22 protein-coding genes are annotated in these 20,407 nt (G+C 68.1%); 8 read left to right on the plus strand and 14 right to left on the minus strand.

The annotated features are described in order from the left end of the window. Positions 1-439, plus strand: a 439-nt coding sequence (locus tag WC493_RS14825; protein WP_373066309.1) for a hypothetical protein, incomplete at its 5' end; no start/stop codon positions are given. Continuing rightward, complete coding sequence (locus WC493_RS14830) at positions 423-773, plus strand: hypothetical protein (protein ID WP_373066310.1); 351 nt, start codon at positions 423-425, stop codon at positions 771-773. The genes WC493_RS14825 and WC493_RS14830, both read left to right, overlap by 17 nt. A 7-nt stretch (positions 774-780) precedes the next feature. Here WC493_RS14830 and WC493_RS14835 read toward each other — a convergent pair whose 3' ends face one another. The 9 genes from WC493_RS14835 to WC493_RS14875 all read right to left on the minus strand — a co-directional run bounded on the left by WC493_RS14835 (position 781) and on the right by WC493_RS14875 (position 9,130). Then, on the minus strand, positions 781-1,560 hold the full coding sequence (locus tag WC493_RS14835; protein WP_373066311.1) for a quinoprotein dehydrogenase-associated SoxYZ-like carrier: 780 nt from the start codon (positions 1,558-1,560) through the stop codon (positions 781-783). Then, complete coding sequence (locus WC493_RS14840) at positions 1,557-2,096, minus strand: PQQ-dependent catabolism-associated CXXCW motif protein (protein WP_373066312.1); 540 nt, start codon at positions 2,094-2,096, stop codon at positions 1,557-1,559. Before WC493_RS14840 ends, WC493_RS14835 begins: the two co-directional genes overlap by 4 nt. A gap of 7 nt (positions 2,097-2,103) precedes the next feature. Continuing rightward, positions 2,104-2,988 carry a quinoprotein dehydrogenase-associated putative ABC transporter substrate-binding protein gene (locus WC493_RS14845; protein WP_373066313.1) on the minus strand — a complete coding sequence of 295 codons (885 nt, stop codon included), beginning with the start codon at positions 2,986-2,988 and terminating at the stop codon, positions 2,104-2,106. Further along, entirely contained in the window at positions 2,960-3,481 is a 522-nt protein-coding gene (locus WC493_RS14850; RefSeq protein ID WP_373066314.1) for a c-type cytochrome, methanol metabolism-related, read from the minus strand. The genes WC493_RS14845 and WC493_RS14850 overlap by 29 nt, the downstream gene beginning before the upstream one ends. A 122-nt stretch (positions 3,482-3,603) precedes the next feature. Beyond that, positions 3,604-5,409 carry a lanthanide-dependent methanol dehydrogenase XoxF5 gene (xoxF5, locus tag WC493_RS14855; RefSeq protein WP_373066315.1) on the minus strand — a complete coding sequence of 602 codons (1,806 nt, stop codon included), beginning with the start codon at positions 5,407-5,409 and terminating at the stop codon, positions 3,604-3,606. 351 nt (positions 5,410-5,760) lie between these two features. Next, entirely contained in the window at positions 5,761-6,729 is a 969-nt protein-coding gene (locus tag WC493_RS14860) for a quinoprotein relay system zinc metallohydrolase 2 (RefSeq protein ID WP_373066316.1), read from the minus strand. 4 nt (positions 6,730-6,733) lie between these two features. Continuing rightward, the gene (locus WC493_RS14865) at positions 6,734-7,384 is read right to left on the minus strand and encodes an ATP-binding cassette domain-containing protein (protein ID WP_373066317.1); all 651 of its coding nucleotides are present in this window, start codon (positions 7,382-7,384) and stop codon (positions 6,734-6,736) included. A gap of 46 nt (positions 7,385-7,430) precedes the next feature. Then, positions 7,431-8,201 carry an ABC transporter permease gene (locus WC493_RS14870; protein WP_373066318.1) on the minus strand — a complete coding sequence of 257 codons (771 nt, stop codon included), beginning with the start codon at positions 8,199-8,201 and terminating at the stop codon, positions 7,431-7,433. After that, the gene (locus WC493_RS14875; RefSeq protein ID WP_373066319.1) at positions 8,198-9,130 is read right to left on the minus strand and encodes an ABC transporter substrate-binding protein; all 933 of its coding nucleotides are present in this window, start codon (positions 9,128-9,130) and stop codon (positions 8,198-8,200) included. Before WC493_RS14875 ends, WC493_RS14870 begins: the two co-directional genes overlap by 4 nt. A 334-nt stretch (positions 9,131-9,464) precedes the next feature. Between WC493_RS14875 and WC493_RS14880 the strand changes: the two genes are divergently transcribed. Next, entirely contained in the window at positions 9,465-9,851 is a 387-nt protein-coding gene (locus tag WC493_RS14880; RefSeq protein ID WP_373066320.1) for a cytochrome c family protein, read from the plus strand. 68 nt (positions 9,852-9,919) lie between these two features. Next, a complete protein-coding gene (locus WC493_RS14885) occupies positions 9,920-10,153 on the plus strand; it encodes a hypothetical protein (RefSeq protein WP_373066321.1) in 234 nt (77 codons plus the stop codon). A gap of 4 nt (positions 10,154-10,157) precedes the next feature. On the opposite strand, the gene WC493_RS14890 is transcribed toward WC493_RS14885, so the two are convergent. Both WC493_RS14890 and WC493_RS14895 read right to left on the minus strand, forming a co-directional pair. After that, positions 10,158-10,862, minus strand: a complete 705-nt coding sequence (locus WC493_RS14890) for a pentapeptide repeat-containing protein (RefSeq protein WP_373066322.1) — start codon at positions 10,860-10,862, stop codon at positions 10,158-10,160. 145 nt (positions 10,863-11,007) lie between these two features. Then, a complete protein-coding gene (locus tag WC493_RS14895) occupies positions 11,008-11,958 on the minus strand; it encodes a histone deacetylase (RefSeq protein ID WP_373066323.1) in 951 nt (316 codons plus the stop codon). Between WC493_RS14895 and WC493_RS14900 the strand changes: the two genes are divergently transcribed. Both WC493_RS14900 and WC493_RS14905 read left to right on the plus strand, forming a co-directional pair. Continuing rightward, positions 11,957-12,805 (plus strand): fumarylacetoacetate hydrolase family protein, encoded by an 849-nt coding sequence (locus WC493_RS14900; protein WP_373066324.1) that lies wholly within the window; start codon positions 11,957-11,959, stop codon positions 12,803-12,805. The genes WC493_RS14895 and WC493_RS14900 overlap by 2 nt on opposite strands. 38 nt (positions 12,806-12,843) lie before the next feature. After that, complete coding sequence (locus WC493_RS14905; RefSeq protein WP_373066325.1) at positions 12,844-13,680, plus strand: IclR family transcriptional regulator; 837 nt, start codon at positions 12,844-12,846, stop codon at positions 13,678-13,680. On the opposite strand, the gene WC493_RS14910 is transcribed toward WC493_RS14905, so the two are convergent. Then, positions 13,566-13,925 carry a DUF952 domain-containing protein gene (locus WC493_RS14910; protein WP_373066326.1) on the minus strand — a complete coding sequence of 120 codons (360 nt, stop codon included), beginning with the start codon at positions 13,923-13,925 and terminating at the stop codon, positions 13,566-13,568. The two genes, WC493_RS14905 and WC493_RS14910, sit on opposite strands and share 115 nt — an antisense overlap. Then, the gene (locus WC493_RS14915) at positions 13,922-15,523 is read right to left on the minus strand and encodes a lysine--tRNA ligase (protein WP_373066327.1); all 1,602 of its coding nucleotides are present in this window, start codon (positions 15,521-15,523) and stop codon (positions 13,922-13,924) included. The genes WC493_RS14910 and WC493_RS14915 overlap by 4 nt, the downstream gene beginning before the upstream one ends. A gap of 150 nt (positions 15,524-15,673) precedes the next feature. On the opposite strand from WC493_RS14915, the gene rhuM reads away from it, so the two are divergent. Both rhuM and WC493_RS14925 read left to right on the plus strand, forming a co-directional pair. Next, positions 15,674-16,714 carry a RhuM family protein gene (rhuM, locus tag WC493_RS14920; protein WP_373066328.1) on the plus strand — a complete coding sequence of 347 codons (1,041 nt, stop codon included), beginning with the start codon at positions 15,674-15,676 and terminating at the stop codon, positions 16,712-16,714. A 43-nt stretch (positions 16,715-16,757) separates the two neighbouring features. Beyond that, entirely contained in the window at positions 16,758-19,499 is a 2,742-nt protein-coding gene (locus WC493_RS14925; protein ID WP_373066329.1) for an ATP-dependent DNA helicase, read from the plus strand. Here the strand turns inward: WC493_RS14925 and WC493_RS14930 are convergent. Then, on the minus strand, positions 19,477-20,385 hold the full coding sequence (locus tag WC493_RS14930) for a LysR family transcriptional regulator (RefSeq protein ID WP_373066330.1): 909 nt from the start codon (positions 20,383-20,385) through the stop codon (positions 19,477-19,479). The two genes, WC493_RS14925 and WC493_RS14930, sit on opposite strands and share 23 nt — an antisense overlap. Positions 20,386-20,407: the final 22 nt, after the last annotated feature.

Genomic DNA, 20,407 nt, shown 5'->3' on the forward strand with positions numbered 1-20,407 from the left:
CGAAACGCGGACGGTGGCGGTCGACCTCTTCTCGGGCGAGCACAAGCGCGCCGCCGGCCCCTTCGAGGACATGACCGGCAATCCGATGCTGAGCCTGTTCCTGGAAAACCACGTGAACGTCCTCTCAGGCCTGCTCCAAGTCAATCCGCGCTATCTGAAGAATGCGATCCGGGGCGGGCTCCGCGACCATGCCACGGTCGAGCCGGTCACGGTTTCGGCCGGCGGGCAGAGCCTGCCCGGCTACCGCGTCCATATCGCCCCCTTCGCGGCCGATCCCAACAAGGAGCGCATGAAGGGCCTGGATACGCTGGCCTATGATTTCACGGTGGCGCGCGACCTGCCGGGCGAGATCGCCGAGATCCGCATCACGGCGCCCGATGCCAAGGGCGGCGCCGATCTCCTGGACGAGACGGTGGTCTTCGATGCGCCGGCTCGCTGACCTCGCCGCCGCCCTGCTGCTGCTGGCGCCCCTGCCCGCCCTGGCCGCCGCGGTCGAAAACGACTATCCGACCGAGGCGCGGGTCGACTATGTCTTCGGCTGCATGGCGGCGAACGGCCAGTCACGGGAATCGATGGAACATTGTTCCTGCTCGATCGACGTCATCGCCTCGATCCTGCCCTATGACCGCTATGTCCAGGCCGAGACGGTACTCTCCATGCGGCAAGGCATCGGCCAGACCGCGGCCGTGTTCCGCAACACGCCCCAGTTCGACGACATGGTGGCCGACCTCCGCCGCACCCAGGCGGAAGCCGAGATCCGCTGCTTCCATTGACTAGTCGCTAGCCGTCGCCATTGCCGGCGAATTGCTGGCGGAAGACGTTGCCCTCGGTATCCTTGGCCTCGACCGACACCGGCCGGCCGTCGGCGCGGTAGGTGAAGCGGAAGGTCGGGTCCTCGCTGATCGAGATGCCGCCCTCCATGGCGAAGATCACCTCGTCGCCCTGGCGCACGGTCAGGTGCTGCACGAACCAGGCGGGCGTATAGAGCCGGGTCACCTGGTCCATCTGCAGGCCGGAATTATTGGGATGGCGGATCTGTACCTGGGCCTCGTCCCGCCCGGTGCCGGAAAAGACGCGGAAGCGCATCTTGCCGAGGTTGGCCTTGGCGTCCTGCGGGTCCTTCACCGCCGGCGCCGAACAGCCGCCCGCCGCCTTCACGAAGGCGCGCACCATGTGGAGCTTGCCGTCGTCCGTCTCGGCCACGGCGCGAACGAAGGAATAGGAATTGACCCTGATCCGGGTCGAGAGGTCGAAGGCCCGGCGGCCCTGACCCAGACTGAAGCTCGCCACCACGGGCGAGGGATTTTCGTCGACGATCAGGGTCAGCGCCACCACCCGCCGGGCGTCGCCCTCGGGCAGGGCGACATGGAGGTCGATGGGCACCAGGGCGGCATCTTCGGCGCGGGCGGGCGCGGTCAGGCCGACCACCGCCTCCTCGTCGATCGGCTTTTCGCCGAAGATGTCGGGCCGGATCGAAGCCCAGGTCGCCTCGCCCTCGGCCAGGGCGGGGGGCGCCAGGAGTGCCGCGAAGGCGAACAGGGCGGCGGCGATCGTCTTCATGGGCGGGGCTCCGCATCCGTCATGGGCAGGCCGGCGTCGGCCCAGCCCTCCACCCCCTCGGGGTACCAATAGACATGGGAATAGCCGTAGGCGACGGCGCGCTTGCCGGCGTTCCACGACATCCAGCAATCACGCTTGCAGAAGACCAGCAGGGGCCGCGCCTTGTCGCCGCCGGTCAGGGCTTCCAGCCCGGCGCGGAAATAGGCCTCCGTCTCGGGGGCCAGGGCGCCGCGGCCGACTTCCGGCAGCCAAGCGGCCTTCTCGATCGTGCGGTGGGGCGGGTCGTGCCACAGCGTGCCGGCCGGCAGCTCCGCCGGTCTGGGTGCATGGGGCAGCACGTCGACGAAGACGGTCTTGCCCTCGTGCCAGAGCTGGGCCGCCTCGGCCGTGGTCACCACGGTGGCGCCGGCCAGCGTCGCCGGGGTCGGGGCACGATAGTCGTCCTGGCGATAGTCCGCCGGTTCGGGCGGCGCTTCGGCCCGGGCGGGAAATGCCAGGCCGGCACAAAGGGCGAGGCTCAGGGCGAGGCGGCGCATGGCATCCTCACTGGCCTTCGTCGACCCGAACCGGGCGGTCGCGCTCGCTCTCGTCGAGGCGGCCGTCGTCCGGCACCAGGGGCACGCCATAGGAGGTCAGCACCGCCTCGATGTCGGCCCGGCGCTTGCGGATGACGTCGTTCAATTTGTGCTTCCACTGGATCTCGCCGGCCCTGATGCCGAAGGTGATGCGGAAGCTCAGCGCCGGCCGCTCGGTCTCCTTCACCAGCGGCGTGACCTTCAGCGGTACCGCCGCCTTCTTGGAGAAATAGCCGCCGATCGGCCCCCACAGGATGACGCCGTCGACCGTGCCGGCGGCGAGGTCGGCCAAGGCCTCCTCGGCCGGGGAATCGGAACGCCGGTCGACCAGCAGGGCATAGGTCTTGGCCTCGGCGGTCAGGCCGAGGCGCAGCAGGTGGTCGGCTGGCGGGGTCGCCGCGATGACGCCGAGCCGGTGCCCCTGCAGGCGCGGGTCTTCCAGCCTATCGACGCCGTCGAGCGGCCCACCCGCCTTCACCACCAGGACATAGGCCGAGCGGTAATAAGGATTGCTGTGCTGGACGATGTCCGCCCCCGAAGCATAGCCGATGATCACGTCGCAGAGCCCGGAACCGAGCGAATTGCGCACCGCCCCCGGTCCTTGCGGGACCCAGAAGAAGCGGAGCGGCCGCTTCAACTCGTCGGCGACGATCGCGGCGATCTTGTTCTCGAAACCCTCGCCCGCCTTGTCCGAGAAGGGCATGTTGGCGGGATCGGCGCAGACCCGGAGCCGGTCGGTCGAAGCCAGTTCCGGTACCTGCTGCGCCGCCGCCCCGCCCGCCCCCGCAGCGAGCGGGGGGGCGAGGGCCAGGGCGAGGGCCGCCCTAATTGCCCATGCAGGCGGCTTCGGCATTTTTCGCCGTCTCCGGCTTCGGGTCGTGGTTCTCGGGCCGGATGCGGCCGAGCGAGCCGTCGGCCCGCGCCTTCAGGTAGACATAGATGTCGTCCAGGTAACACATGACGTTGCGATTCTCGCCGAACGTCGGCATCACCTTCTCGTTGCCGTTGATCAGGTTCTTGCGGCCCTGGGTGACGATCGTGGCGAAGTCGATGTAGCTCAGATTCTTCAAGGAATCGGCCAGCGCCGGGGCATAGGTCGAACCGGCGCCGTCCGGGCCGTGGCACACGTGGCATTCCGAATGGTAGCGGCGGTAGCCCGAGAACGTGTACCAGTCGACCTTGCCGTCCGCGCCGATGTTGTAGGTCGGATTGCCGTCGGCGTCGAAATATTTGCCGTCTTCGCTGCTCGCCGGCTTGCTCGGCTCGGCGGCGGCGGGCAGGGCGGCGCAAAGGCCCGACAGGGCCAGCAGGACGGCGGCGGTGCGGGCTTTGGTGATGGCGATCAAGTGCTGCTCTCCCGTTCAAGACGGAGCCGGTGCACGGCCCCGGACGTCGACCCGGATGCCGAAGGCTGGCGCGGTACCTTTCGGCCCGCGCCAGCCCAGGCGTTTCGGTGTCGGTTTCGCCTTCAGTTCGGCAGGGCGAAGACCGTGAGCTGACCGCCGAGGGCGGTGTAGCTGTTCAGGGCCGCATAGCCGCCCACCGCGCCGAGACCGGCGTTGGGGTCGGTCAGGCCGGCCGCCAGGCCGATGCCCGCCCAGCCGCCGACGCCCGAGAGCACGGCGACATACTGCTTGCCCTTGTGGGTATAGGTCATCACGTTGCCGATGATGCCGGAGGCCGTCTTGAACCTGTAGAGTTCCTTGCCGGTCTTGGCATCGACCGCCTTCAGGTAGCCTTCCAGCGTGCCGTAGAAGACGATGTCGCCGGCGGTGGCGAGAGCGCCGGACCAGACCGAGAACTGCTCGGGCAGGGACCAGACGATCTTACCCTTGGTGGCGTCCCAGGCGATGAAGTTGCCCATGCCGCCATGGCTGTTCGGCGCCGGATACATCGAGAGCGTGGCGCCGACATAGGGCTGGCCCGGGGTATAGCTCACCCGGAACGGCTCGTAGTCCATGCAGACATGGTTGGTCGGCACATAGAACAGGCCGGTACGCGGCGAGAAGGCCGAGGGCTGCTGGTCCTTGGTGCCGAGGGCCGCCGGGCAGATGCCCTTCGAGTTGGTGTCCTCGCCGTTATGTTCGGTCGAATATTGCGCCACCACCTGCGGCCGGCCGTAGGTCGCACTCTTCGGGTCCATGTCGACCTTGGTGGCCCAGTTCACCGCCGGATCAAATTTCTCCGCGACCAGCAGTTCGCCGGTGGCGCGATCCAGGGTGTAGCCGAAGCCGTTGCGGTCGAAGTGGACCAGGAGGTTGCGGTCCTTGCCGTCGATCTTCTGATCGACCAGCACCATCTCGTTGATGCCGTCATAGTCCCATTCGTCGTGCGGGGTCATCTGATAGACCCATTTGGCGACGCCCGTGTCGGGATCGCGGGCGAAGATGGTCATCGACCACTTGTTGTCGCCCGGGCGCTGCTTGGGGTTCCAGGTCGAGGGATTGCCCGAGCCGTAGTAGACCAGGTTCAGCTTGGGATCATAAGAGTACCAACCCCAGGTGCAGCCGCCACCGGTCTTCCACTGGTCGCCCTGCCAGGTCTTGAGCGAGCTGTCCGCGCCGACCGGCTTGCCGAGCGACGTGGTCTTGACCGGATCGAGCAGGATCTGGTCGTCCGGGCCTTCGGAATAGGCCCGCCAGGCCATTTTGCCCGTCGCCATGTCGTAGGCGGTGACGTGGCACTGCACGCCGAACTCGCCGCCCGAGATGCCGACCAGCAGCTTGTCCTTGACCGGCATCACGGTCGCGGTGTTGGTCTCGCCCTTCGAGGGGTCGCCGTTCTTCACCGACCACAGCACCTTGCCGGTCTTGGCGTCCAGCGCCACCACCGTGGTGTCGGCCTGGTGCAGGAAGACCTTGCCTTCGGCATAGGCGAGGCCGCGATTGACCGTGTCGCAGCACATCACCGGGATGACGTTGGGATCCTGCTTCGGCTCGTACTTCCAGATGATCTTGCCGTCGTTGTCGAGATCGAGGGCGAAGACCGTGTTCGGGAAGGGCGCGTGGACATACATGATGTTACCGACCACCAGGGGCGAACCCTCGTGGCCGCGGAGCACGCCGGTCGAGAAAGTCCAGGCGACCTGGAGCTTACCGACGTTGCCGGCGTTGATCTGATCCAGCTTGGAATAGCGCTGGTTGGCGTAGTCGCCGGTTTGCAGCACCCACTGGTTCGGGTCCTGCGTGAGTTTCATCACGTCGTCGTTGGCACTGGCAGCAGTGCCGAACAGGGCCGACAAAGCCAGTCCCGCCAGCAAGATGAGTTTCTTCATGAGCTTCCTCCATTCGGCTCTTGGGCACGATGTCTAGCGCTCGTGCCATTTGGGCGGTGCTCTTACGCCATCTTTACTTGCCGTCTTCGTCAGGGCGCACGATGCCGCCAAGTCGAACCACACCCCGTGGTCCGGCAAGGAAGCCCTATAGGCTGAGACAGACGCCACAATTCTTGTTGTAGTGCTGCCACTGATCGAAGATGCGGAAATTGTAATCGCGGGGTGTCGACCAGTGCAATAGCACGAAAGGTCAAGTCATCATTATTTTTAACTTATTATATTGCAGCGCGATATTGTCGTGAAGCAATGCAATATCAAGAGGTCCGCGAATAGGCCCCCGGCGACTACATACTACTCCCATTCCAGTTCATGGAAAGCCGCTGTCGCATTGCGCCCGGCGAAATCGTCGAACAGGCTCCAGGCGCCCTTTTCCGACTGGCCGGCGCTCGCCGCCGCCTCGCTCATGGTGGCGCCGGTGCGGATCAGGCGGCGGATGTCGGCGGCCAGCACCGCGAGATAGCGCCGGGTCGCCGCCGCCCCCTCGGGCCAGGGCAAGGTGGCGGGGCCGTGGCCGGGCACGACGCGGGCCGCCGGCCGCACGGTGAGGCGGTCCAGCACGGCGAGCCAGCCGGTCAGGCTGCCGTCCAGCGCCGGCACATGGCCGGAAAAGACGAGATCGCCCAGGAACCAAGTCCCCGTGGTCCGGTCGAACGCGGTGAGATCGCTGTTGGTATGGGCGGTCGGCCAGGCTTCGAGCAGCAATTCGCGCCCGCCGAGGTCGAGCGTGATCTGGGCCGTCACTACCATGTCCGGCGGAACCGCCTTGGTTCCGGCGAAGGCAGCGGCGCCGATCAACCGCTCGGTCGCGGCGAGATAGCTCCCCGCCCGGGCGGCCAGGGCTTCGGGCAGCGCCGCATGGCCGACGATGGTGGCGCCGACCTCGGCGAAGGCGGCATTGCCGAGAACATGGTCGGGGTGGACATGGGTGTCGATCAGGTAGCGCACGGGCAGGCCGGTCACCACCCGGACCGCCGCCAGCAGGCGCCGGCCGGCGAGATAGGAACCGCCGCTGTCGATCACCGCGACCGCCTGGCCGCCGACCACGAAGCCGAGGTTGCAGATGGCGTCCTCGTTCTCCGGATCGGCCAATTCGTAGGGGGCGGCATAGACGAAAACGCCGGGTGCCACTTCGGTCACGGGCAGGGGGGTCACGGAAAGGGGGGTCACGGGAAGGGGGGTCACGGGCGGCGGCGCCTCGTCCGCCCCGGCCCGCAAGGGGGCTGCGACCAGGGCGAGACAGAGGGCGAGCCGGGCGCGCATCGCTTCAGGCCGCGATGGTGGCGAAGCGCCCGGCCAGGGCGCGGCGGCGTTCCGCGGTCCAGCCCGGGCCGCGCGCCACCCGCGGCGTCTCCAGCGGCACTTCGGCCAGGAGGCGGCCCGGCGCCGGTGTCAGCAGGATCAGCCGGTCGGCCAGGGCCAGCGCCTCGCCGATATTGTGGGTGACCATGAGCACGCTCATCGCCCGCCGCTCCGCGATCCGGGCGACCAGGCCGCGCAGCTCGGCCGCCGCCGCCTCGTCGAGCGAGACGAAAGGTTCGTCCAGCACCAGGAGTGCCGGCTCGACCGCAAGCGCCCGGGCCAGTGCCGCCCGCCGCGCAAGCCCGAGGGAGAGTTCACCCGGATAGTGATCGCGCCAGGGTGCCAATCCGACCTCCGCCAGCAGCGGCCCCGGGTCGCGCCGCATCCGCCGGGGCAACACCAGGGCGATATTCTGCGCGACCGTGCGCCAGGGCAGCAGGCGCGGCTCCTGGAACATCACGCCGATCGAAAGCGCGCGCGGGTCGGGCGTCACCGCCCCCTCGAAATCGCGGTCGAGGCCGAGCAACAGGCGCAGCGCCGTGCTCTTGCCGCAGCCCGAAGGACCGATCAGGCAGACGAATTCGCCCCGCCCGATGGTGATCGACAGATCACACAAAGCGGTGACCGGGCCCGCGGGGGTCCGGTAGTCCTTGCGCCTCACCTCAAGCGCGAGCAGGGGCGGGGCGCCAGCGGCCGGCATGGGCTTCGAGCGGTTGCAGGACGAGATATTCGACCACCAGCATGACCAGTGTGAAGGCGAAGGCATAGCCGAGCACGCCGCGCACGTCGAAGAGCTGGAAGCGGGTCGAGATCGCGTAACCGATACCGTCGCCCCGGCCGAGCAGCTCGACCAACAGCACGATCTTCCAGACCAGCGCCAGTCCCGAACGCGCCGCGGCGGCGACGAAGGGGGCGAGCTGCGGCAACAGGACATGGCGGCCCCAGGCCGCGGGTGACAGGCGGAAGGCCCGCCGCATCTCCTCGAGGCCGGGATCGATCGCCCGCGTCCCCTCGCGCAGGATGACCACCACATTGGGAATCTTGTTCAGGGCGACCGCCACGATCGCCGCCGCCTCGGTCAGGCCGAGCCAGATGTAGCAGAGAATGGCGATGACCAGGGCCGGCAGGTTCAGCAGCACCAGGAGCCAGGTCTCGAACAGCGCGTCGAGGCGGCGCGACAGGCCGAGGGCGATACCCCCGGCGCAGCCGATCGCCATGGCGACGGCAAAAGAGATCACGACCCGCCGCAGCGTGGCCGCGAGCTGGGCCAGAAGGTCGCCATGCAGCGCCTGATCGACGGCGAAACCCGCCACGACCAGGGGCGAGGGCAGTTCCGCCGAATGCAGCGCCAGCGCCGCCGCCTGCCACAGTGCCAGCAGGGCGAGGAAAGACAAGCCGCGGCCGAGCGCGCCCTTCACGCCACCCGCGGTCATGCCGGCGCCTGCCAATAGAGGCCGGCCGGCAGCTCGCGGGCCGGCCCGACCAGCGCCTCGCCGCCCAATTCCGCCAGCACGGCATAGAGGCGCGCCGCATCCGCCATTTCCGCCGCGACGGAGCGGGTTGGAATGCCCTCGACGAAGCGCCGCCGCAGCGCCTCGAAGGTCGCTTCGTCGTCGGCCTGCATCAGGGGACGCAGAGCCTGCCAGGCGCCGTCGTCCTGGGCCAGGACCTGCTTGGCAGCGGCCGAGGCCCGGGCGAAACCGGCGACCGCCGCGGCCGGCGCCGCCGGTGAAAAGACATGGCCGACGAAAGCGATGCGCCCGCCCGTGCCGAGCCCGGCCGCGATCTCCTCGACCCCGATCAGCCGGCGGTAGCCCTGGGCTTCCAGCCGGGCGCAGAAGGTCCAGTAGAGCAGGCCGGCATCGAGCCCGCCCCGGCGCAACGTCTCGGTCAACAGGGGCGGCGCCCCGAAGACCGGCTTCGCCGCGGTCGCGAGATCGATCCCGAGGTGGCGCAGGCCATGGGCGCGGAGCAGGAGCCAGCTCTTGTCCAGCGCGCCGCCGGCGACCCCGATGGAGCGCCCGGCGAGATCGCCGACCGTGCGCAACGCCGAGTCCGCCGACACCATCACCGCCCCCTCGGTCGCCGAGAAGGGCAGAAAGCTCACCGCCCGTCCCTCCGCGCGAAGCCGCGCCGCCCACAGGAGATCGCTCACGATGACGTCGACCGATCCGCCCAGGAAGGCGATGCGCGCGGCATCGGAAGAGGCCAGCCGCTGGACCTGCAGCTCCACCCCGGCCTGCCGGTCGAGGCCCAGGCGGCGGATCGTCTCCACCTCCCAGCCGACCGTGCCGAACTCCAGGATGCCGAGGCGCAGCACGGGCACAGCTTCGGCGCGAAGGGGAGCCGGCCAGAGAGTCATTGTGCAGAGCAGCGACAAAATGTCGCGACGCAGCAAAAACCCGACGACGGCGCCTCCCGGCGGCTTTCTCGAATTATTACAGATTTCTTTGTTGCGGCGCAGCAATGACAGGGCCGGCCTTCGCTGAATCGACACTCCCCCGGCGCTCCCAGTCGCTGGTTTTTTTAATCTATTCTTGACGGGGAGTGTGATCGCCATTTCTCATACTGTCCATTGCCAAAATGGCCAATGGACCAGCGACGGCGGCGACGGAACAATAAGGCCCGATGACCGTTAGAAGAAATGAAGTTCATACGGCCGAAATGTAAGAACAGAATAAGGGAGTGAACGAAAAATGCGCCTCGTCCTGGCCACGACCCTGCTCTCGATCCTGCTGCCCGCGGCCGCCTCGGCCGAGGATGCTGCCGCGGGCGAGAAAGTATTCATGAAGTGCAAGATATGTCATCAGATCGGTGAAGGGGCGAAAACCCTTGTCGGCCCTGAATTGAATGGCATCGTCGGCAGAAAATCAGGTTCGATAGAAGGCTTCGCCTATTCTCCGGCGATGAAAGACTCCGGCATCACCTGGACCGAGGATCAACTATCAGAATATCTTAAGAACCCGAAACTGAAGGTGCCGAACAACAAGATGGCTTTCGTCGGCCTGACCAAGCCGGAGGACATCGCCAACGTGATCGCCTATCTGAAACAATTCGACGCCACCGGCAAGAAGGCCCCATGATGAGGGCTCCTTCCTTCTGAACAGCCCTTTCCGGCCGTCTTGCCGCGACGGGCCGGAAAGGAGAACCCATGGCGTCTTTCGTGGCTGTCGTTCTGGTCTGCCTGAAGTCCGTATCGCCGGACGCCTGCAACGAGGCAACCGCAGTCGACTATATTTCCAACACCGTGCCCAACGAGATGCGTTGCCTGACCGGCTGGCAGGAGACCGTCGCCGGCTCCAGCCTCGGCAACAACCTGGGCACGCTCACCTATGTGAAGACCATCTGCCGCCCGGCGGCGGAGCGACCACCGCTCGACAACTGACGCGTCAATCCCGCAAGGCACGGTCGAGGTTCCGCGCCTGGTCGAGACCGATCGCCTCGCCGATATCGGCGATACCGCGCAAGGTGGTCGAGGTCAGGTCGGCATCGGCGAACCTGGCGCCGGCCAGTTTGGCGCCGGTCAGATCCGCCCCGCCGAGTTGTGCGCCGCGCAGGTCCGCCCCACGCAAATCCGCCGCACGCAGGTCGGCGAATTCGAGGTCGACGCGCGAGAGATCGGCGCCCGAAAGATCGGCCCCGCTCAGCACGGCCGATTTCAGGATCGCCCGCATCAGGCCCATGGACTGGTTGCGCATGTCGGCCCCGAGCCGGGCGCCCGACAGGTCGGCATGGCTGAGACCTGCATTGGTCAGGTCCCCGGCGATGCGCGCCGCGTGGAGATTCGCCCCCTCGAAATTCGCGCCGATCGCCTGGGTGCCGAACAGGCTGGCGCCCGAAAGATCGGCACCGCTGAAATCGGCGCCCAAGGCCCAGGCCTGATCCAGTACCGCCCCGGCCAGATGAGCTCCGACGAGCTTGGTCCGATTCAGCACCGCGGCCCGGAGGTCGGCCCCGGCGAGATCGATGCCCGAAAGGTCGAGCCCGGAAAGATGCCGCCCGCCGAGGCTCCGGCCCGGCGCCGCCTCTACCTCCGCCCGCGTCATCTCCGCCTCGGTCATGGCGGGTGAGGTCAGGTCGAGGTAACGCATCATGTCCTGCGCCGGGGCAGGCCCGGCCCAGCAGAGCGCAAGGAAGAAAACGGCAGTTCTTCGGCCCGTCATCCGGCAGCGTTTCCTCGTTTTCCCGACGGTAACATGCCGGCGCCAAAGAATTCGCGGCGAACTGCGGCGGCTTTACTTATTTGACGCTCAGAAAAGCCGCCGTCCGGTGCAGGATGGTGTGACGCCGGGCCAGCGCCTGCACGTCGTCGGCATAGCCGCCGCCGATCACGCCGCAGACCGGCAGGCCGGCACCGCGCAGCCGGCCGATCACCAGGGCGTCACGCGCCGCGATGCCCTCGTCGCTCAGGGCGAGGCGGCCCAGGCGGTCGTCGCGATGAACATCGACCCCAGCATTGTAGAAGGCGATCTCGAAGGGTCCGGCCGCCAGCGCTCGCTCCAGCGCCGGGGCGACCAGGGCCAGATAGGCGTCGTCCCCCGCCCCCGGCGCCACGTCGATATCGAGCGAGCCGGCCTCCTTGCGGACCGGGAAATTGGCGCCGCAATGGACCGAGAGCGTGAAGACCGAAGCATCGCCCCGGAACACCGCTGCCGTGCCGTCGCCCTGATGGACGTCGAGATCGACGATCAGGGCGCGGCCGATCCGCCCCTCCGCCTGCAAGGCCCGGACCGCCACCGCGACATCGTTGAAGACGCAGAAGCCCGCCCCCGTCTCCGGCCGGGCATGATGGCTGCCGCCCGCCGTGTTGCAGGCGATGCCGTATCTCAGGGCGAGGCGGGCGGCGAGCAGCGTGCCGCCGTTGGCGAGCAATGCCCGCCGCACCACGCCCTCGTCGACCGGAAGGCCGATCCGCCGCTCGATCGCCGCCGGCACCGCCCGCGCCAGCACGGCATCGACATAGGCGGCGTCATGAACGCGCAGGAGGTCCGCCCGTGTCACCGGCGCCGGGACATGGGTATTGGCCGGACGCGCCAGGCCCTGGGCCTGCAACTCGGCGAAGAGGGCGGCGAATTTGGCCATGGGGAAGCGATGCCCTGCCGGCAGGGCGGGGGCGTAGGCTTGGTGGTGGACGACCGGCGGCAAATCGGGTTCTGCTGTCGGCCGCGAAGGATCGGAGGAAAAGTCCATGAAGCTCGTCTCGTTCCGCCAAGGCTCCCGCTTCGGCTATGGCGCGGTCAAGGGCGACGGCATCGTCGATCTTTCCACGCGCCTGGGCGCCGACGCCCCGGACATCAAGGACTGTATCGCCGGCCAGCTCGGCCGGGCCGCGGCCGAAGTGGCACGGGCGACGCCCGACCTCGCCCTGGCCGAGGTCACCCTGCTGCCGCCGGTGCCGGACCCCGGCAAGATCATCTGCATCGGCGTCAACTATGCCGAACACGCGGCCGAGATGGGGCGCAAGCCGCCGCCCTATCCGACCGTCTTCACCCGTTTCGCCGATACGCTGGTCGGCCCCGAGGGCGCCCTGGTGTTGCCCCGCAATTCGAAGGATTTCGATTACGAGGGCGAACTCGCGGTGATCATCGGGCGCCGGGCCCGCCACGTCCGCGAGGCCGATGCCATGGCCCATGTCGCCGGCTATTCCTGCTTCCAGGATGCTTCGGTGCGCGATTTCCAGCGCCACACCGGCCAGTTCACCCCGGGCAAGAACTTCCCTGCGACCGGCGGCTTCGGCCCCTGGATCGTCACGGCGGACGAAGTGCGCGATCCCCATTCGCTCCGCCTCACCACGAAGGTCTCCGGCGTCACGCGCCAGAACGGTTCGACCGCCGACATGATCTTCCGCATTCCGGCCCTGATCGCCTATCTCTCCTCCTTCACGGCGCTCGAACCCGGCGACGTGATCGCGACCGGCACGCCGTCGGGCGTCGCCGCCGGTCAGACCCCGCCGCCCTGGCTGGTCGCGGGCGATATCGTCGAAGTGGAAATCGAACAGATCGGATTGCTCAGGAACCACGTAGAAGCAGAAGGATGAGGCCGCGCCGCCTCGTCCACCCTGGACGAGGTGGTGGAATGAGCAGTCTCGATCGCATGTTGCGCCTGTTGGACCTGTTCGCCGCGGAGCGGCCGAGTTGGAGCGCCGAACAGGCGATCGCCCGCACCGGCTATTCGCGCTCGACGGTCTATCGCTATTTCCGGAGCCTGGCGGCCGCCGGCCTGGTCGCCCCGGGGCCGGACGGTGTCTATACCCTGGGCCCCGCGGTGATCGGGCTCGACCGCGTGATCCGGCTCTACGACCCGCTGCTGACCGCGGCCCGGCCGCATCTGGCCGAACTCGCCCGCGCCCTCGGCCTGGTCGCCGTGGCGGCCCCCTACCGCGAGCAGATCCTGGTCACCCATGTCGAGGCCGGCTCCGGCCAGTTGCCGCCGGCCGAATTGGCGCGCGGCCATGCCGCCGACCTGTTCGACAGCGCGGCTGCCCGCGTGTTGCTCGCCCATGAGGCGCCGCGCCGGCTCCGCCGGCTGCACGACATCCAGGCCCCGGCGATCGCCAGGGCCGGCCTCGGCGCGACCTGGAACGCCTTCCGCCAGGCCCTCAAGGTGCAGCGCCGGGTCGGCTTCGCGGTCCATATCGGCAGTGGACCCTTGGGCGAACTTCGGGTCGCCGTGCCGGTCTTCGCCGAGGGGGAACGGGTGATCGCCGCCCTGGCCGCCCCCGCCGGGGTGCAGGAGGCAGCCCATGTCGGCGAGATGCTGATCCGCTCCGCCCGGCGGATTTCCGCCGCGATGCAGGATCAGGGCGCGGATCGGCCGAGCACGCCCAGCGCCTTGTCGGCCTCGTGGCGACCGTCGTCGCCCCTGCTCAGGGCCGTGGCACCGATGACCGCCGAAAGGGGCAGGCTGGCATAGAGATGGGGGAAGAGGTCGCCGCCGCGCGATACTTCCCAGGTGAGGTCGATCCCCGCAGCCGCCACCGCGACCAGGACGAGGCCGTCTTGCCCGGCGAAATGCTTGTCCAGCGTGCCCTGGACCTGATGCGCAGCGGAGAAATGGATGAAGCCGTCGGCCAGGTCGACCGGCGCCCCCGCGAAAGTGCCGCCGGCCTGGAATCGCTCCCAGGCCGGCAGGTCCATGATCTTGTAGACGGTGCTCACGCCGCCGCCGGCGTCGCCAGCGCGCCCGCCAAGCCCTGGCGGATCAGCTTCGCCGTCTCGGCGACACCATAGAGCGCGATGAAGGAGCCCATGCGCGGGCCCTGGCTCTGCCCGAACAGCACTTCGTAGATGCCCTTGAACCAGTCGCGCAAGCCCGGGAAGGGATGCTTCTTGCCGATCTCGAAGACGAGATTCTGCAAGCCCTCGGCCGTGCAATCCGCCGGCCCCGCTTCGAGCGCCGCCGCCAGTTCGCCCAGCGCCGCCGCCTCGACCTCGCTCGCCAGGCGATAGGTCTTGGTCGGCTTCACGAAGTCACGGTAATAGGCGATGGCATGGGGCACCAGGTCGTTCAGGATCGGCTGGTTCTCCGGCGTCGCCCCCGGGGCGTAGCGCCCGATGAAGCCCCAGAGCACCGCCGCATCCTCCGAGCCGACGACGCCGGCCAGGTTCAGGAGGAGGCCGAAGGTGATCGGCAGATTGCCCACCGGCGGCTTGCCCGAATGGATGTGGAAGACCGGGTTTTCCAGCTGCTTGGCCGGTTCCTGGCCGGGATAGGCGGCCAACTCGTCCAGATACTGGTCGACATGGCGCGGGATCACGTCGAAGAACAGGCGCTTCGCCGTCCGGGGCTGGAGATACATATAGAGCGCCAGGCTCTCCGGGCTCGCGTAGGTCAGCCATTCGTCGATGGTGAGGCCGTTGCCCTTCGACTTCGAGATCTTCTGGCCCTTGTCGTCCAGGAACAGCTCGTAGGAGAAGCCGTCCGGCATCGGGCTGCCCAGCACGCGGCAGATCTCGCCCGAGAGCTTGCGCGTCGGGATCAGGTCCTTGCCGTTCATCTCGTAGTCGACGCCGAGGGCATGCCAGCGCAGCGCCCAGTCCGCCTTCCACTGCAGCTTGCAATGGCCGCCGGTGACCGGCACTTCGGTCAGCGTGCCGTCCTCGTCCTCGAACACCACGGTGCCGGCGTCGAGCTTGCGCTCGATGATCGGCACCTGGAGCACGCGGCCGCTCTTCGGGCTGATCGGCAGGATCGGCGAATAGGTCGCCTGCCGTTCCTCGCCCAGCGTCGGCAGCATGATCGCCATCACTGCGTCGTAATGGGCCAGGACTTCGAGGATCGCCTTGTCGAAGCGGCCCGACTTGTACCACTCGGTGGCCGACTGGAATTCGTATTCGAAGCCGAAGCGATCCAGGAAGGAGCGCAGCATGGCGTTGTTGTGATGGCCGAAGCTCTCGAACTTCTCGAAGGGATCGGGCACCTGGGTCAGCGGCTTGCCCAGATGGGCGCGCACCATGTCCTTGTTCGGGATGTTGTCCGGCACCTTGCGCAAGCCGTCCATGTCGTCCGAGAAGGAGAACAGGCGGGTCTTCACGTCGGACAGCAGCGAGAAGGCATGGCGCACCATGGTGGTGCGCGCCACTTCGCCGAAGGTGCCGATATGCGGCAGGCCCGAGGGGCCGTAGCCGGTCTCGAACAGGATGTAGCCCTTGTCCAGCACCGAGGGTTTTTTCTCGATCCGCTCCAGAAGCTTGCGTGCCTCCTCGAAAGGCCAGGCACGGGCATTCAGGGCAAGCTGGCGGATCTCGCTCGACATTTCACCTTTACTCCTCGGGTGGAGCCCTGTTCGTAAGGGGCGGCGCCAGCGTCGTCAATTGCAACTAGCGCATCGCTTACCAAGAGAACGTTCGGCGACGGCCGAAATTGTTGCTATTATGTTCCCATCAATTCAGGCGGTGGCGTCCTCATGAGCGAAATCCCAGGCGAGCCGATCCACTTGGTGGAAGACGGCGAGACCGGAGACCGTTTTCTGGTCTACAGCACGGAAAAGGGCCTTCGGATGGACATCCGTTTCGAAGGCGAGACGCTGTGGATGTCGCAGGCACAGATCAGCCAACTCTTCGGACGGGACGTCTCCACCATCTCGCGTCATATCGCCAATGTGATCGAGGAGGGAGAACTGGACGAAGCGACTTCTTTGCAAAAAGTGCAAACAAGTGCCGGGCGTCCCACCGTCCTCTACAACCTGGACATGGTCATCTCGGTCGGCTACCGGGTCTCGTCGGCCCAGGCGACAGTTTTCCGCCGCTGGGCAACCGGGATTCTCGTCCAATATGCCCGCAAGGGCTTCGTGGTCGATAGCCGCAGACTGAAGACGCCCGACAATGCCGACCGGATCGCCGAACTCCGCGACATCATCCGCGACATCCGGTCGGACGAAGCCAATCTCTACCGCGAATTGCGGCAGATCTGCGCAATGTGCCAGGACTATGATCCAAAGTCCGACTTGGCGCGGGAGTTCTTCCAGCGCACCCAGGCGAAGCTCGTCTACGCCGTCACCTCCCACACGCCCGCGGAGATACTGACCACGCGCGCCGATGCCGGCGTCCCCAACATGGGCTTGACCTCATGGCCGAACGACAACATCCGAAAGGACGACACGACCGTCTCCAAGAACTACTTCTCAGACGCGGAGATCAGGGAGCTGAACAGGCTGACCGGCATTGTCCTCGACATCTTCGAGGACCAACTGGATTTGGGTCGCCTCGTCGTGATGGCGGACGCTGGGCGCCTGCTGGATCAGCAGTTGCGTCAGTTGGGGCGAGCCGTTCTATCGTCGGGCGGAAGCGTGAAGGTTGCGGACGCCAAGAAACATGCCGAACTGCAGTACGAGATCTTTTCGGTCAAGCGCAAGGTTGAACGCCATGCTGAAGCGGACAAGGTGTTGAAGGAACTGCGCGATACCGACAAGTCGCTACCCAGGAGCAGGAAACCCCGTTCGACCTGACGGCAGCCATCGACCGGATGACGTTCGCCGCTATGATCCGGCGATGACCGATTCGGTGCCCCTTACCCTGCGTTCGCGCCCGCTCGACCTGCCTTCCATGGTGGTCGGGGTGGGCAAGGCCGTGGTCGTGCGGCCGACCGGGGAGGTCGAGGAACTGGGCTTGCGCGACGCCGCCCTGGTGGCCGATTCCGGGCAGATGCTGGTCGCCCATGCGCCGCTCACCGCCCGGCGGCTCGGCGTCACCCAGCTTCGGGCCTTCGACGTGCTCGAACTCTTCGCCTTCGTGCGGCCGGCGCGTTTCTGCCTGCCGAGCCCGCTCGGCCTCGCCCAGGTCTTCGGCTTTCCCGAGCCGTCCGACCTGATCGACGAGGCCATGGTGCTGTCCACCGTGGCCGAACGCCTGCTCGCCGAACTGGCCACGGCGCCCGACGGGGCAGAGGCAGCCCGCGTGGCCTTCACCATGGGACGCGGCGGCTGGGCCTGGGCGCCCCTGGTGCTGGCCGCCCTGGGCCGGCCGGACGGCGGCGAAGGCCGCGGCAGCGGGCTCGACGTCTGGAACCGCCTGCCCGAATGGGAAGAACCGCCGCCGCCCCAGCCGCCGCTCGGCGTGCCCGTCACGGCGGAGGAAGCGCGGGCCGCCCTCGACGCCATCAAGGGACCGGATGCCGAGCCGCGGCCGGCCCAGAGCGATTATGCCGCCGCCGTGGCGGAAGCCTTCGCACTTCGGGATGTCGCGGGCGCCCCTCGGGTGGTGTTGGCCGAAGCCGGCACCGGCATCGGCAAGACGCTCGGCTATATCGCGCCCGCCTATGTCTGGGCGCGCAAGAACCGCGCCGCGGTCTGGATCTCGACCTATACCAAGAACCTCCAGCGCCAGTTGGACCGCGAACTCAGCCGCCTCTATCCCGATCCCTCGGTGAAGGCGCGCAAGGCCGTGGTGCGCAAGGGGCGGGAGAATTACCTCTGCCTGCTCAATCTGGAGGAATTGGCAGGTCCCGGCGGCATCCGCCCGGGGGTGAGTGCCGTCGCCGTCGGCCTGGTCGCGCGCTGGGCAAGGGCCAGCCGCGACGGCGACATGGTGGGCGGCGATTTCCCGACCTGGGCGATCGAACTCCTCCACGGCGCCCGCCTCGGCGCCCTGACCGACCGGCGCGGCGAATGTATCCATTCGGCCTGCAGCCATTTCCGCAAATGCTTCATCGAGCGCGCCCGCGCCCGCTCCAAGGCGGCGGAGATTGTGGTCGCCAACCACGCCTTGGTGATGGTCCAGGCCGCGCTTGCCGGCGATGCCCGCGAGCTGCCCACGCGCTATGTCTTCGACGAGGGCCATCAGGTCTTCGATGCCGCCGACGGCGCCTTTTCCGCCCATCTGACCGGGGCCGAGACGGCCGAGCTGCGCCGCTGGATCCGCGGCGCCGAGGCGGGCCACCGCAGGGCCGGGCGCGGCCGCGGTCTCGATCGCCGCATTGGCGACCTGATCGCCGGCGACGAGAGCGCCGAAACGGCCCTCGACGAAGTGCGCCGTGCCGCCGCCCAATTGCCGGGCGAAGGCTGGCTCGGCCGGATCGCCGCGGGCGGCGTCTCGGGTACCGCCGAAGCCTTCCTGGCCGAGGTCCGCCGTTTCGTCACCGCGAGGGCGACCGACAAGCGCGGCGGCTTCGCCCTCGAAGCGGCACCCCTCGACCCGACGCCCGAACTGCTCGATGCCGCCGATGCGATCGACGGGCTGCTGCGCCGCCTGCTCGAACCCGCCGCCGCCCTGAAGACCCGCCTCGCCCACCGCCTCGACGACGAAGCGGCGGAACTGGATACGGCGACCCGCCAGCGCCTCGAGGCCGGCATCCGCAGCCTGGACCGCCGCCTGGTCCAGCCGGTCACCGCCTGGCGCTCCATGCTGCGCACCCTGGGCGAGGAGACGCCGGCCCAATTCGTCGACTGGCTGGCGATCGAGCGCGAGCATGGCCGCGAATTCGACGTCGGCCTGCACCGCCATTGGCTCGATCCGACGACGCCGCTGACCGGCGCCCTGCTGGAACGCGCCCACGGCGTCCTCGTCACCTCGGCGACCTTGCGCGATTCGGGGCCGAGCGAGGTCGACGACTGGCACACGGCCGAAATCCGCACCGGCGCCGCCCATCTGATCCTGCCGGCGAAACGCGCCAGCTTCGCCTCGCCCTTCGACTATGCGAAGGACTCGCGCGTGCTGATCGTGAACGACGTCCGCCGCGACGAGGCGGACGAAGTGGCGGCGGCCTATCGCAGCCTGTTCCTGGCCGCGGGCGGCGGCGGCCTCGGGCTGTTCACTGCGGTCGAGCGGCTGCGCCGGGTTCATGCCCGGATCGAGAAGCCGCTCGATGCCGCCGGCATCCGCCTCTATGCCCAGCATGTCGATCCGATGGACATCGGCACCATGATCGACCTCTTCCGGGCGGAGGAGAATGCCTGCCTGCTCGGCACCGATGCCGTCCGCGACGGCGTCGACGTGCCGGGACGGGCGCTTCGCCTGATCGTCTTCGACCGCGTGCCCTGGCCCCGGCCGAGTCTCCTCCACCGCGCCCGGCGGGAGGAATTCGGTGGTGCCGCCTATGACGACATGCTGGTGCGCCTGCGGCTGCGCCAAGCCTTCGGGCGGCTGATCCGCCAGGCCGGCGACCGCGGCGTCTTCGTCATGCTGGACGCCATGACGCCGAGCCGCCTGCTGCCCGCCTTCCCCGAAGGCGTCACCATCTCCCGCGTCGGCCTCGCCGAGGCGGTGACGACGGTCAGAGCTTTCCTGGCACCATAGAAAGGCAGACCTCGCGCACGCAGTTGCGCAGCCAGCGGTGACCCGGGTCGGCCTCCATCCGCGGGTGCCAGAACAGCGACAGGGTGAAATCGACTTGGCCGAGGGGCAGCGGGAAGTCGTGCAGCCCCTGCCGCAGGTAGGCGGTGTGACGCTCGGGCACACTGGCCACCAGGTCGCTGGTCCGGACCAGGGCCAAGGCTTCGGAGAAGGTACCGACCACGACGGCGACCTTGCGCACCAGGCCCTGGCCGGCGAAGGCGGTATCGATCGCCCCCTGTTTCAAGGCCCGCCGCGCCACCAGGACATGGTCGGCCGCGGCATAGAGCGCCGGGGTCACCGGCGCTCCGGCCAGGGGATGGCCGTCCCGCACGACACCGATGAAACGGTCGCGGAACAGCGCCTGGGCGCGCAGCTCCGGCCCCATGTCCTTGCCGAGCACGCCGGTTTCGAGGTCCACGGTACCGTCGCGCAGAGGCCCGCTGTCCTTGTCCGACTTGGCGACGAAACAGAGCCGCACGCCCGGCGCCTCGCGCGCCGCCCGGGCGATCAGGGCGGCGCCGAAATTCTCGACGAAGCCGTCGCGTACCCGGATCGCGAAAGTGCGCTGCAGGGTCGCGGGGTCGATCGCTTCGAGCGGGCGCAGCACCGCTTCCACTTCGCGCACCAGACGCGATGCGTCCGCCTTCAATTCCAGGGCGCGCGGCGTCGGTACCAGGCCGCGCCCGGCCCGCACCAGCAAGGGATCGCCGGTCGCCTCGCGCAGCCGAGCCAGCGCCCGGCTCATGGCCGAGGGGCTGAGGCGGAGTCGGCGCGCCGCCGCCGCCACGCTGCCCTCGGTCAGCAGCACGTCGAGCGTGACCAGGAGATTGAGATCCGGATGGGCCATGGCTCGCAGTCTACACCCGGAA

Origin of the sequence: Zavarzinia sp., from assembly GCF_041650655.1 — a bacterium.
Classification (GTDB): Bacteria; Pseudomonadota; Alphaproteobacteria; order Zavarziniales; family Zavarziniaceae; genus Zavarzinia.

Bases quoted from the DNA above. Each gene is read 5' to 3' on its own strand.
- WC493_RS14875 (WP_373066319.1), bottom strand. From the start codon at position 9,130: ATGACTCTCTGGCCGGCTCCCCTTCGCGCCGAAGCTGTGCCCGTGCTG.
- WC493_RS14895 (WP_373066323.1), bottom strand. From the start codon at position 11,958: ATGGACTTTTCCTCCGATCCTTCGCGGCCGACAGCAGAACCCGATTTG.
- WC493_RS14860 (WP_373066316.1), bottom strand. From the start codon at position 6,729: ATGCGCGCCCGGCTCGCCCTCTGTCTCGCCCTGGTCGCAGCCCCCTTG.
- rhuM (WP_373066328.1), top strand. From the start codon at position 15,674: ATGAGCGAAATCCCAGGCGAGCCGATCCACTTGGTGGAAGACGGCGAG.
- WC493_RS14870 (WP_373066318.1), bottom strand. From the start codon at position 8,201: ATGACCGCGGGTGGCGTGAAGGGCGCGCTCGGCCGCGGCTTGTCTTTC.
- WC493_RS14905 (WP_373066325.1), top strand. From the start codon at position 12,844: ATGAGCAGTCTCGATCGCATGTTGCGCCTGTTGGACCTGTTCGCCGCG.
- WC493_RS14885 (WP_373066321.1), top strand. From the start codon at position 9,920: ATGGCGTCTTTCGTGGCTGTCGTTCTGGTCTGCCTGAAGTCCGTATCG.
- WC493_RS14830 (WP_373066310.1), top strand. From the start codon at position 423: ATGCGCCGGCTCGCTGACCTCGCCGCCGCCCTGCTGCTGCTGGCGCCC.
- WC493_RS14845 (WP_373066313.1), bottom strand. From the start codon at position 2,988: ATGCCGAAGCCGCCTGCATGGGCAATTAGGGCGGCCCTCGCCCTGGCC.
- WC493_RS14900 (WP_373066324.1), top strand. From the start codon at position 11,957: ATGAAGCTCGTCTCGTTCCGCCAAGGCTCCCGCTTCGGCTATGGCGCG.
- WC493_RS14880 (WP_373066320.1), top strand. From the start codon at position 9,465: ATGCGCCTCGTCCTGGCCACGACCCTGCTCTCGATCCTGCTGCCCGCG.
- WC493_RS14840 (WP_373066312.1), bottom strand. From the start codon at position 2,096: ATGCGCCGCCTCGCCCTGAGCCTCGCCCTTTGTGCCGGCCTGGCATTT.
- WC493_RS14890 (WP_373066322.1), bottom strand. From the start codon at position 10,862: ATGATGCGTTACCTCGACCTGACCTCACCCGCCATGACCGAGGCGGAG.
- WC493_RS14835 (WP_373066311.1), bottom strand. From the start codon at position 1,560: ATGAAGACGATCGCCGCCGCCCTGTTCGCCTTCGCGGCACTCCTGGCG.
- xoxF5 (WP_373066315.1), bottom strand. From the start codon at position 5,409: ATGAAGAAACTCATCTTGCTGGCGGGACTGGCTTTGTCGGCCCTGTTC.
- WC493_RS14930 (WP_373066330.1), bottom strand. From the start codon at position 20,385: ATGGCCCATCCGGATCTCAATCTCCTGGTCACGCTCGACGTGCTGCTG.
- WC493_RS14915 (WP_373066327.1), bottom strand. From the start codon at position 15,523: ATGTCGAGCGAGATCCGCCAGCTTGCCCTGAATGCCCGTGCCTGGCCT.
- WC493_RS14925 (WP_373066329.1), top strand. From the start codon at position 16,758: ATGACCGATTCGGTGCCCCTTACCCTGCGTTCGCGCCCGCTCGACCTG.